Source organism: Spirillospora sp. CA-142024 (assembly GCF_050942325.1).
Classification (GTDB): Bacteria; Actinomycetota; Actinomycetes; order Streptosporangiales; family Streptosporangiaceae; genus Spirillospora.
In genome coordinates, this window is sequence record NZ_CP192077.1 from 211,730 (window position 1) to 222,790 (window position 11,061).

13 protein-coding genes are annotated in these 11,061 nt (G+C 70.9%); 5 read left to right on the plus strand and 8 right to left on the minus strand.

Annotation, left to right across the window (positions count from 1 at the left end; genetic code table 11):
• The first annotated feature begins 77 nt into the window (after positions 1 to 77).
• Positions 78 to 479: an ATP-binding protein gene (locus ACQPZP_RS01090; protein WP_433475735.1), complete on the plus strand. Its 402-nt coding sequence runs from the start codon at positions 78 to 80 to the stop codon at positions 477 to 479.
• A gap of 663 nt (positions 480 to 1,142) precedes the next feature.
• Positions 1,143 to 1,352 (plus strand): hypothetical protein, encoded by a 210-nt coding sequence (locus ACQPZP_RS01095; protein ID WP_433475736.1) that lies wholly within the window; start codon positions 1,143 to 1,145, stop codon positions 1,350 to 1,352.
• 39 nt (positions 1,353 to 1,391) lie between these two features.
• Here ACQPZP_RS01095 and ACQPZP_RS01100 read toward each other — a convergent pair whose 3' ends face one another.
• Positions 1,392 to 1,991 carry a TetR family transcriptional regulator gene (locus tag ACQPZP_RS01100; RefSeq protein ID WP_433475737.1) on the minus strand — a complete coding sequence of 200 codons (600 nt, stop codon included), beginning with the start codon at positions 1,989 to 1,991 and terminating at the stop codon, positions 1,392 to 1,394.
• A gap of 152 nt (positions 1,992 to 2,143) precedes the next feature.
• On the opposite strand from ACQPZP_RS01100, the gene ACQPZP_RS01105 reads away from it, so the two are divergent.
• A complete protein-coding gene (locus tag ACQPZP_RS01105; protein WP_433475738.1) occupies positions 2,144 to 3,010 on the plus strand; it encodes an alpha/beta fold hydrolase in 867 nt (288 codons plus the stop codon).
• Positions 3,011 to 3,021: 11 nt separating this feature from the next.
• On the opposite strand, the gene ACQPZP_RS01110 is transcribed toward ACQPZP_RS01105, so the two are convergent.
• The 6 genes from ACQPZP_RS01110 to ACQPZP_RS01135 all read right to left on the minus strand — a co-directional run bounded on the left by ACQPZP_RS01110 (position 3,022) and on the right by ACQPZP_RS01135 (position 8,688).
• On the minus strand, positions 3,022 to 3,480 hold the full coding sequence (locus ACQPZP_RS01110; RefSeq protein WP_433475739.1) for a MarR family winged helix-turn-helix transcriptional regulator: 459 nt from the start codon (positions 3,478 to 3,480) through the stop codon (positions 3,022 to 3,024).
• Positions 3,481 to 3,540: 60 nt separating this feature from the next.
• Entirely contained in the window at positions 3,541 to 4,581 is a 1,041-nt protein-coding gene (locus tag ACQPZP_RS01115) for a sigma-70 family RNA polymerase sigma factor (RefSeq protein WP_433479533.1), read from the minus strand.
• Complete coding sequence (locus ACQPZP_RS01120; protein ID WP_433475740.1) at positions 4,490 to 4,873, minus strand: SgcJ/EcaC family oxidoreductase; 384 nt, start codon at positions 4,871 to 4,873, stop codon at positions 4,490 to 4,492. The genes ACQPZP_RS01115 and ACQPZP_RS01120 overlap by 92 nt, the downstream gene beginning before the upstream one ends.
• Positions 4,874 to 5,084: 211 nt before the next feature.
• Entirely contained in the window at positions 5,085 to 5,498 is a 414-nt protein-coding gene (locus tag ACQPZP_RS01125; RefSeq protein ID WP_433475741.1) for a VOC family protein, read from the minus strand.
• Between the two features lie 84 nt (positions 5,499 to 5,582).
• Positions 5,583 to 8,186, minus strand: a complete 2,604-nt coding sequence (locus ACQPZP_RS01130; RefSeq protein WP_433475742.1) for a DUF4132 domain-containing protein — start codon at positions 8,184 to 8,186, stop codon at positions 5,583 to 5,585.
• Between the two features lie 151 nt (positions 8,187 to 8,337).
• A complete protein-coding gene (locus ACQPZP_RS01135; protein WP_433475743.1) occupies positions 8,338 to 8,688 on the minus strand; it encodes a winged helix-turn-helix transcriptional regulator in 351 nt (116 codons plus the stop codon).
• Positions 8,689 to 8,738: 50 nt separating this feature from the next.
• On the opposite strand from ACQPZP_RS01135, the gene ACQPZP_RS01140 reads away from it, so the two are divergent.
• The gene (locus tag ACQPZP_RS01140) at positions 8,739 to 9,632 is read left to right on the plus strand and encodes an NAD(P)-dependent oxidoreductase (RefSeq protein WP_433475744.1); all 894 of its coding nucleotides are present in this window, start codon (positions 8,739 to 8,741) and stop codon (positions 9,630 to 9,632) included.
• Here ACQPZP_RS01140 and ACQPZP_RS01145 read toward each other — a convergent pair.
• On the minus strand, positions 9,610 to 9,948 hold the full coding sequence (locus tag ACQPZP_RS01145) for a VOC family protein (RefSeq protein ID WP_433475745.1): 339 nt from the start codon (positions 9,946 to 9,948) through the stop codon (positions 9,610 to 9,612). The genes ACQPZP_RS01140 and ACQPZP_RS01145 overlap by 23 nt on opposite strands.
• 183 nt (positions 9,949 to 10,131) lie before the next feature.
• Here ACQPZP_RS01145 and ACQPZP_RS01150 point away from each other — a divergent pair, with 183 nt between their 5' ends.
• Positions 10,132 to 11,061, plus strand: coding sequence for a Rieske 2Fe-2S domain-containing protein (locus tag ACQPZP_RS01150; protein WP_433475746.1), 930 nt, complete (start codon positions 10,132 to 10,134; stop codon positions 11,059 to 11,061).

Below are 11,061 nucleotides of genomic sequence, written 5' to 3' on the forward strand. Positions count from 1 at the left end.
ATAGCGGCGGGATCTTCCGGTTTGGCGGGTTGGCCCCGTTCGAGATCAGCCGCCGTCCAGGCTGGAGGGGTTCACCGATGCCCGCAGCACTTCTCGCGCCCGAAGCACCGGCCCTGGTGCTGGAGCCGTCCGACCAGGCGCCCTCGCTGGCGCGCCGTTACCTCACCGAGCGGTTCCGCGACCTCGGGATCACCGACGACTTCGTCGGCCGGGTCGTGGTCAGCGAACTGGTGACCAACGCGTACAAGCACGTGGGATTCGGGCACATCGTCGTCCGCGTCCTCCCAGACAAGTGCGACGACCTGGCCGTGATCGAGGTCTGGGACGAGGGTGCGGGCGACCTCACCGTCCGGGGCGAGGACGACGACGCCGAGAGCGGGCGCGGACTGCTGCTGATGGAGCAACTCGTCCACGACTGGGGCGTCCGGCCGCTCAACGAGAAGGGGAAGATCGTATGGGCCACCTGCACATCCCGATGACCCGCACTCCCGAGTCGTGGCACCACCGACCGGCGCATGCCCACTTAGCGTCGGCGCTACCACCCGCCGCGCGTTCGGCAGGCCGTCTAGAGCTGGACCTCGACATCGACCGGGCTCTTGACGACTTACGCCGCACCTTCCCCGGCATCTGCATCTGGCACGGCGAATTCAGCGGATCGCTGTGGGCGCTCCTCCCGGACCGCCTGGTCGAGGCCAGAACGGCCGACGACCTGGCCCGCCGCCTCCGCGCCGCCCTGCCCCACGCGCAACCCCGCACCGAACCCGAGCCGTGCACACGCCAACCGTCCACCCGCCGTACAGACGGCAGCTGGACGACCGCGAAGCCCGCCACCCCGCGCCGCAGTGACCGCGGCAGGCAGCCCCGGCGCGTCCTCCGATGGCTCCTGACCACTTGCCTTCATCTGACCCCCGCGACTCCACTCCCATGACCGCCGAATCGCGAGACACCGACTCGGCAGAGACCCACGTGGGTGTTGTGGCACGGTCCCACCTCACTCCCCGCCCTCGCCCACGTGCCCGCGTCTGCGGCATCATGGTCGTATGGATCGGTGGACGACCGTCGTGGCGTACGAGAACGTTCCGGGCAGCCTGCGGCCCTCGGCCGCCCTGCGTGGTTGACTGCGTGATCGCGGCATCGACTGGATGCCGTTCGAAAACGACGACGTCACCATAGGACTGGCCTGCGGGCCGGGCCCCGACGGGCGTTGGCACGGCTGGTACAGCATCAACGTCCGGGACGAGGCCCTTCGCCGCCTCGGGCTGCATCCGGACCAGCCCACCTCGAAGGTCGTCGGCCCGTCCCCTCCGGGCTGGTGGCACGCGGCCGCGGAACGCGCCGCGCGCGGACGGTAGGCGGCGGAGCCGGTCGCCGCGTCCAGGAGGTCGGCCTTCTCAGCGCTGCGGGTCACCGCCGTCGGGTTCGGCGACCGGGCCGGTGTTCTCTGAATCGGCCGGTCGCAACAGGCGGGTGAGGAACTCCTCGACGGCGGCCTCGGCAGCCGCCTGGGCGGCCGGTACGTCGTCGGCCAAGGCGATGACCAGCGCCATCTCGTTGCCGGCGGCCAGCAGGATGTGCGCGAACGGTTCGACGAGTCGCGCCGGCACGCGACCGGCGGTGGCGGCCTCCTGGAGGACGGCCTTGAGCATGCCCAGGCTGTACTGCTCTTCGATGTCGCGCCAGCGACGCCAGCCCAGCACGGTCGGCGCGTCGATCAGCAGGATCCGGCGTACGACCGCGTCGCCGGCGAGCCGGATCCAGGCCAGCTCGGCCGCCTTGAGAAGATCGTGGGCCTCGGTCGCCCCGCTTGCGCCGGCGGCCGCGAGCGTGGCTTCACCGACCTGCGCATGTACCGCCTCCACCACCGCCTCGAACAGGCGATCCTTGCCCGGGAAGTGGTGGTAGAGGGATCCGCGACTCACCCCGGCCCGCTCCAGGACGGCTTCGATCGAGGTGCCCTCGTAGCCGCGGTCGGCGAACAGTTCCGTGGCCACCTCGACCAAGTGACGCCGGGTCGCCTGCCCTCGTCCAACGCGTCGATCCACACGCACCTCCATTGACAAACCGACAGTCGGTCTCTAACTTCTAGACCGACAGTCGGTTTCTTGATGTTCCCCGCGTTCACTCTACGATCACGGAGGCAGCCATGTTCCTGACCGGGTTCGACGAACACCGCCACACCGTCCGCACCCAGGCCGGCGAGGTGAGCTACGTCGAGATCGGCACCGGGCCGGCGGCCCTGTTCGTGCACGGGGTCGCCACCAGCGCCTACCTGTGGCACAACCTGATTCCGTTGCTCGCCGACACGCGGCGCTGTGTCGCCATCGACCTGCCGCTCCACGGGCAGAGCCCGGCCGCGTCCGGACACCGGCTCACGGTGGGTGCGTTCGCCGACACCCTCGCCGAGGTGTGCGAGAGCCTTCATCTCGACCAGGTCGACCTGGTCGCTCACGACACCGGAGGTGCGATCGCCCAGGTGTTCGCCGCCCGCCACCCCGAACTGCTCCGCACGCTGACCCTGACCAACTGCGAGACACGCGACAACATCCCGCCGGCCGCGATGGCCGCGACCGTCGAGGCGGCGCGCACCGGTCAGCTGGCGCCGGCCGCTCCGGCGGTTCTCTCCGACCCCGCCGCCGCCCGGGCGATCTTCGCCACGGGGTACCAGGACCCCCAGTTCTTGAGCGCGGAGCTGGTAGACGCGTTCCTCCAGCCGGTCATGGGCACCCCGGCCGCCGCCACGCGATTCCAGCAGCTGATCGCCGGACTCGGACCGGACGACCTGCTCGCCGCCGAGCCCGCTCTGCGCGCCCTGCTCGTCCCCACGCTGATCGCCTGGGCGACCGACGACGACTTCTTCGACCTGAAGTGGGCGCACTGGCTGCACGACACCATCCCTGGCGCAGGAGACCCGGTCGAGATCGCGGGCGGCAAGCTCTTCTTCCCGCACGAGCGTGCAGCCGACCTCGCTCCGCACATCCTTCGCCACTGGGCCACCACTGACCAGGGCTGACCGCGCGGACGCTAGGCCGCGGAACCGGTCGCCGCGTCCAGGTGTTCGGTCACGCGCTGCAGGGTTCGGCGCAGGTCGGCCAGCTCGTGGGGGCTGAGGCCGGTCGAGGCGAGCATGTGCCGGGGGACGTCCAGCGCCCGCGTCCGGAGCGCGGCGCCCTGCTCGGTCAGGTGGACCGAGACGGACCGCTCGTCCTCCCGGCTCCGGCGGCGCTCCACCAGGCCACCGGCCTCCATGCGCTTGAGCAGCGGGGACAGGGTTCCAGAGTCGAGGCGGAGACGTTCGCCGAGACGCTTGACCGTGAGGCCGTCCGTCTCCCAGAGCACGAGCATGGCCAGATACTGCGGATAGGTCAGCCCGAGGGCGCGCAGCTCCGTGCGGTAGAGCGCGTCGAACGCCCGCGAGGTCGCGTGCAGCGCGAAGCAGACCTGCGCGTCCAGCTTCAAAAGGTCGTCGGCCGTCCCCGTCATGCCGTCCAGTCTACGTTCGCCTCCGATTCAATTGCCCACAACCGAAACCCGTCTCCGGCTTCAGCCGAGAGTCTCCGGCAGATCGAACGCGGCGAACACCCGTGCGTCCTGGAAGACGACATTGCGCGCGACGCCCTTCGGGGTCACGGTCAGGATCTGCAAGGTGTGGAGGCGGTACGCGCCGTCTGACAGGTGGTACGCGGCGAGGGCCGGCTGCCGGTTGGCGGACGTCGGGACCGCCCGCCAGCCGGTGCCGCGCGCCGCGAAGATGCGCGCCATGAACCGCCCGTAGTCGCGCCGGCCGAGGTACCAGAGCGGGACGGGCGGCATCTCCAGGACGGCGTCGTCGGTCAGGAGGTCCACCAGGCCGTCGACGTCGCCGGCTTCGAAGGAGGCGATGTAGCGGTCCAGGACGGCGGCGACGGCGGCGTCGTCCGGCTCGGCGATCTCCTCCTCCGGGGCGACGCCGGACAGCCCCGCCCGCGCGCGCTGAAGGGCGCTGTTCACCGCGGCCGGCGACGTCTCCAGCAGTCCCGCGACCTCGGCGGCGCTGAACTCCAGGACGTCCCGCAGGATGAGCACGGCCCGCTGCCGGGGCGGCAGCGCCTGCATCGCCGCGACCAGCGCGAGGCGCATGCTGCCGCGCCGGACGACCCGCGACGCCGGGTCGTCCAGCAGCGCGTCCGGGAACGGCTGCAGCCACGGCACGTCGAACGCCGGGGCGAGCGGCGCGTCCGGGTCGTCGCTCGGCGCGCCGAGCCCGGACGGGAGCGGACGCCTGGCCCGCCCCCGCAGCGCCGTCAGGCACACGTTCGTCGCGATCCTGTAGAGCCAGGTGCGGACGGACGCCAGACGCTCGTCGTAGCGGTCCCGGGCCCGCCAGGCGCGCAGCATCGTCTCCTGGACGAGGTCCTCCGCCTCGTGCACCGAGCCGACCATCCGGTAGCAGTGCACCAGAAGCTCGCGGCGGTGGGAATCGAAGTCCTCGTCCATCTCGGGGAACCTCCGGTCAGGCGGCGGGTGCGTTGGCGTAGGCGGAGACGAGCCACCGGCCGTCCCGCCGCGACAGCACCCAGGTGGCGACTCGCTCGCGTTCGGCAGGAAGATCCTGCTCCCCGGCCATGATGATGCCCGCTTTGCTGACGATGACGGCGGTGTCGCCGTTCACGCGGATGCTCTGCGGCTCGTCCACGCCCCTGGAGCCCTTCAGCGGGCCGGTGAACGCCGCGGCCATGAAGTCGCGCACCGCCGTGCGCCCCTGGTGGAACACGCCGGGCATCACCACGGTCGCGTCCTCGACGTAGAGGTCGGCGAACGCGTCGGCGTCGCCGTCGGCCCACGCCTTGTAGAGCCGTCCGAGCACCTCGCGGACGGCCGTCTCATTGCTGTTCATCGTGAACATCCCTCCTCGAACCGGGTCGGCTCCTGTGGGGGCCGACCCTCACCGGTCGGGATGTGTACCGTCCGCGCCCCGCGGATTCATCGCTCTGCGGCGAGTTCTTTCCGCTGGGCCTTGGTCAGCCGTGCAACCACCAGTTCGTAGGAGTGAGCGAGCACCCGGTCGCGCCACGAGCCGGCCGCCGTCACCCGTCCACCTGCCCGTCCTAGGCCTGTCTGCTGCTGATGTTGACCATCCACGGTACGCCGAACCTGTCGACGCACATGCCGAACTCGTCGCCCCAGACCTGCTTCTCCAGGGGCATGTTGACGGTCCCCTCCGCGGACAGCTTCTCCCAGTAGCCCCGCAGGACGTCGGCGTCGTCGCCGCTGAGGCTGATCGACGAGCCCGCCATGGGCTCGAACTGCATGTCAGCGGTGACGTCTCCGGCCATGATGGTGTAGCCCGCGTCGGTCTCCAGCATCCCGTGCATGATCCGATCGGCGTCCGCCGAGTCCGAGCCGCCGAACTCGGCGAAGGTGTTGAAGGCCGGGGTGCCGCCGAACACGTCCGCGTAGAACTCCATCGCCTGGCGAGCGTCGCCGTTGAACGTGAGATACGGGTTCATTCGAGAGGACATGTCTTCTCCCTGGAACTGTGGAACTCCGGTCGGGTCCATCTCCCTTCCTTACCGAACGACCGGCGTCTACGCCTGTTTCAGCAGTTAGGAGGCGCTCCGGACGAGGTCGTGAACGGCTTCGCTCATCGTGACCGGATCTACCTGGCCGAGCGGCACCGTGTCCTGCGGCGCGTTGGCCGGGGCCGGGCCCGCCCACAGGGTGTTGATCTTCTGGTCCTCGCCCTCGCCGTACATGTAGTAGTAGAGGCCGGGGCTCAGGTCGGCGACGACGTACAGGCCGGCGGGGTCGCGCCGGGCCAGCCACCCGCCGGCGAAATCGCCGTTGGCGTCCAGGGACTCCCAGCGTCCCTGCGAATGGCCCTTGGCCTTGCCGTAGGACAGCACGAGTCCTTCGACCCGGGCGAGCCGGTGCGCGGCGCGCTCGTCGCCGGTGAGCCGGTAGACGGGCCGCCCGAGCTGCTCGAACGGCTGCAGGATCTCGTAGTCGGCGAACAGCTCCGCCCAGGCGTCGAGGGCGTCGTCCAGCAGGATCGGGTGGGCGATGCTGATGCGAGCGCCGGGCGCCGGAACGAATGCGTCGTCGTTGATGTCGGCATAGGTGCGGTCCTCTGCGACGCGGAAGGCCGTACCGGTATCGGTGATCCACACCAGCCTGCGGGCTATGTGCCCCAGCAGCGGATGGGTGACGAACAGGGTGCGGAAGTCGTCGGGCGTCCAGCCGCGCCGGGTGGTCATGGCCAGTTCGAGGCGCTTGATCTCCTGGTCGGCGATCGTCCGCAGGTCCTTCTTGAGGCCGGTGAACAGGGCGTGCGCGGCCGGGGCGAGGGCGGGATCGTCCTTGGGGCCGGGCTTGGGCGCGCTCTTGCGGATCTTGCCCTTCGGCTCCACGACCAGCGGAACGAGCTGCTCGTCGAAGGTCACGGTGAACCTGCGCGGGCCGTAGTCGAGGACGAGGGTGCCCTCTTCGTCCAGGCCGAAGTCCGGGACGGCGCGGTCGGCGAGGGCGTCTGGGGTGATGCCACGCGCGGCGGCGATCTCGTCGATCTTGCGGGCCGCCCTCGCCTTGAGCCCCTTGTACCTGCCCCGCCGGGTCAGCTCGAACAGGTGGGTGAGGGCGACGTCGGAGCCGATCCGGGCGAGGACGTCGAGCGCGGCGGCGGCGCGGCCGGTGCGGCCCTCGCCCGGCCACAGCCTGATCAGCGGGCTGAGCCGCCGCACGGTGGTGTCGTCGCCGATCAGGCCGAGCTGCGCCAGCGCCCAGTTGTGCCGGCTGGGCGCGCCGAGCGCGTGCCAGCGCTGGAACAGCGCCCAGGAGAACTCGGCCAGCGAGTGCCGGTCGCAGAACTCGCGGACGTCCGCGACCTCGGGCGCCTTTGTGGCGAGCAGGGTCAGCAGGCGCTTCGTCGCGTTTGCGGGCAGGGCCCTGTCGCGGCCACGCGTGCGGATCTGCGGAAGCAGCGCCGGGTCGGCCCAGTTCGCCTTCGCGCTGCGGGAGGGCTTGCCCGCGAGAACATCGGGCAGGTCGTCGCCGTCCGGGACGGCCGGTCGCGGCAGCAGCGCCTCGACGGCCCCCGGCGGCAGCGCCTCGGCCAGGCCGGGGTCCCTGTACAGCAGCCCGCGCAGAACTCCGGCCGCCTGCAGACCCCGGGTCGTGTCGTCGCCCGCCAACGGCACCAACACTCGGAGCGCATGCGCCGGGTGCCGTTCGGCCGCCTCCTGCAGGGCGGCGGGCATCCCCGGTTCACCCATGTGGTCGAGCAGGAAGAGGAAGACTCCCTCGTCGGCGATCTCCAGGAGGGCCTTCACGATCGTGCGCGCCTCGGCGGCATCGTCGGAGGCGAACCTGAGCGCCCGGTTGAGCAGCGGGAGAGCGTCCGCTCCCAGCCCGTCGAGCAGCGTTCCGATCATGGCCGGGGTCACGTCCGGCGTCCAGCCGACCCTGGCGACGTGCGCGGCGCTGGACAGTGAGCAGAGCACGTGTTCAAGGTCGAGGACTCTCGTATCGAAGGAGTCGCCCACCGACTCGTCCATCCAGGCCGTCTCGGTGGGGACGAGGTAGGACGCCGTGCGGCGCCTGAGGGCGTCACCCCGGTGTGCGGACAGGCGCGCGACGGCGTCGCGGTACTCGGCCTCGGGGGCCGCCGCCAGCAGCGTGCGGAGCCGCTTGACCACCGCGTCCACGGCGATCCACCGGTTCACGCCGAAGTGGTCTTCGGAGGTGGAGCGCCGGATCTCGCCGCGCCATCCGCCGGACGGATCGGAGTAGGCGACGAGCCGGATGACGCCGTCGGCGCTCGCCGTCACCGGCCGCGGCGCCGGCCCGAGCGCGATCGAGGACGCCTCGGTGACCGCGCAGGCGGCGAAGGCGAGCCCGCGGTCCAGCACCCAGGCGTCCAGGAAGGCCGCACCGTCGATGCCCTCAAGGTGCTCCAGCGCGACCGCGGCGACGGCCGCCGCGCCCACCGGGTCGGGCTCACCGTCCGCCCATGCCCGCACGGCCCGGCCGATCTCGGGGACGGTGCGCTCGTGCTTCAGCATCTCCTCGGCGACCGGCCAGGCCGCACGCTCCCATTCGCGGGCCTTCCGCGCCGCGTCTTCGTCCAGGACGACCTTCGGCCCGGCCGTGCCGCCGTGCCTCGGATGGATGTGCTCACGCCACTCGCCCGGAACGTTCACCGTCTCGACCATGGCACCGCAACCTAACGCCGCCGACCGACACTCCCGTGAGCGATAGCCACCTTTTTGTGGGTACTTGTGGGCGGGAAACGGTGGCCTGAAGCTTGGTCATGGGCGGTCGGACGACCCCCGGAGGCAGGCGAGACGGAGGCGTGACGGTGTTTCAGGAGGCCGGTTCGGATTCGGCCAGTCTCTCCAGGCGGCGGTGGCCCCATTCGGAGAGCGGCGCCAATGCCTCGGACAGGTCGCGACCGAACGCGGTCAGCGAGTACACGGTCTTCAGCGGACGTTCATCGTGCACCTCGCGATGGACGAGCCCGTCGCCCTCCATCTCCCTGAGGGTCTGAGTCAGCACCTTCTCGGTGAGGCCGGGCAGCCGCCGCCGCAGTTCACCGGGACGGTGCGGACGCGACTCCAGCAGCCACAGCAGGATCGTCTTCCACTTGCCGTCGATCACGGCGACGGCGGCGGTCACTCCGCAGACATTCGGATCCTGAGCGCGGCTGCGCGTCATCTTCCATCCCCATTCACTACATGTGCCGACATTCATGCAGGAGTTGAGTCATGTCCTCACACACCGAACAGTCTGCCGTCACCGTGCTCGGCCTGGGACCGATGGGCCGGGCCCTGGCCGGCGCCTTCCTGGACGCCGGAGTGCGGACCACCGTCTGGAACCGGACGCCGGGCAGGGGCGGCGACCTGGTCGCGCGGGGCGCGGCCGAGGCCCGATCGCCGGAAGAGGCGGTCGCCGCGAGCGCGTTGACCGTGGTCTGCGTGGTGAACTCCGATGCGGTGGACGCCGTCGTGCGGCGCGGCGCGGTCACCGACGCGCTCAAGGGGCGCACGGTCGTGAATCTGAGCGCCGACGTCCCCGCACGGGCCCGGACCACCGCGGCCTGGGCGGACGAGCACGGTGTCGGGTACCTGGACGGCGCGATCATGACACCGACCACCACCATCGGAACGCCGGACGCGGTGTTCCTCTACAGCGGTCCGGAGGAGCTGTACCGGGAGCATCGGCCGGTGCTGGAAGCCCTGGGGGGTGCCCACACCCACCTTGGCGAGGACGTCGGCCGGGCGGCCGCCTACGACATCGCGTTGCTCGACATCTTCTGGACCGCGATGGCGGGTTATGCGCACGCGCTGGCCGTGGCCGGTGCCGAGGGGGTCAGCGCGGCCGAGCTGGCGCCGTTCGCCAAGGGCATCGGCGCCATCCTTCCGCCGATCTTCGAGCAGTTCGCGGCGGACGTGGACGGCGGCGGGTTCTCCGGCGAGGCCAACCCGATCACCTCCGCCCTGTCGACCATCGATCACATCATCGACACCTCGGAAGCCCATGGCATCGACGCGCGCGTGATGCGCGCGGTCGAGGACATGGCGCGTCGCGTCGTCGAGCGGGGGCACGGCACGTCCGGGTTCATGCGGATCATGGAGGTCATGAGCTCCCGCCGAAGCTGATCTCGTTGCCCTCCGCGTCGCGATAGGTCACCTTGGCCACGCCGTTGTCGTACGTTTCGCGCTTCGCGGGCTCGATGCCCCGGCGGGCGATCTCGGCGACCCGGTCGCCGAGATCGTCGACGAACGAGAGCACCAGCGCGTTTCCCGCCCGTTCCGGGTCCTGCACGATGTAGACGTACCGGTGTTCGGCGACCTCCCACACCGCCTCGATGTCGTTCGGCAGGAACGACGGCCGCCCGCCGAAGAATCGCTCGTACCACGGCAACGCCGCTGAGTAGTCGGTGACGGGGATGCCGGCGAAAAGGTCGAGTGCCATGTCGTCCTCTGTGTCGGGTCGAGGTGTCGCCTGTACTGACCTGGGCAGAGCCGAGCACTAATCGGTCCCCCGCGCGGACCCCGGAAAGTGCGCTCCCGAGCCCGTGTCGAAGGGGCGGGTGTTTTGGGGGATGCGCGGGGGATAGGGAGCGGACTAGTGAAGTCGTGCCTTGGGGAGGCCGGGATGAGCATGCGGCAGAAGATGGTTCGTCGGCTGGAGGGGGCGGAGGCGCTCGACGGGGCCGCCGAGCCGGTGAGCAAGGTGGTCCAGCGGGCGGTACGGCCGCGTCTCGTCCGCAATCTGCTGAGCGGGACCTTTCAGGGGCATCCGCTGCACCCGGCGCTCACCGACGTGCCGATCGGCGCGTGGACCATGGCCGCGCTGCTGGACTCCGTGGGGGGATCCGAGTCCGAACAGGCGGCCGATCTGCTGGTGACGGCCGGCGTGGCGGCCGCCGTGCCCACCGCCGTCACAGGGCTGAACGACTGGTCCGACACGATGGGGGCGGAGAGCCGGGTCGGGCTGGTCCACGCCGCGGGCAACGTCACGGCGCTGGGCCTGTACACGGCGTCGCTCGTCGAACGCATCCGGGGCAACCGCCGGAGGGGCAAGGTGCTGGGGTTCGTCGGCTTCGGTGTGCTGTCGCTGAGCGCCTACCTCGGCGGTCACCTGTCGTTCGCCAGGGGTGTCAACGTCAACCGCACCGCCTGGGAACACGGGCCGGAGGAGTGGACGCCGACACTGGCGGAAGGCGACCTGGCCGACGGCGACCACCGCACGGTGGAAGCGGGCGGCGTCCAGATCCTGCTCCACCGGATGTCCGGCAAGGTGTACGCCCTGGACGCGACCTGCAGTCACATGGGCGGCCCGCTGGGCGAGGGCACGTTCGAAGACGGCTGCGTCGTGTGCCCGTGGCACGGCAGCACGTTCCGGTTCACCGATGGCGGCATCGTGCGCGGCCCGGCCAGCGCGCCGCAGCCCTGCTACGAGACGCGGATCCAGGACGGACGCATCGAGGTGCGTGCCGCCCCGAAGGGCGTCCCGGAGGGAGAGGCCGAGAAGCGCACCCATCGGGCGCGCCGCCGCATCCTCGCCCGCACAGGCGCTTCCTGA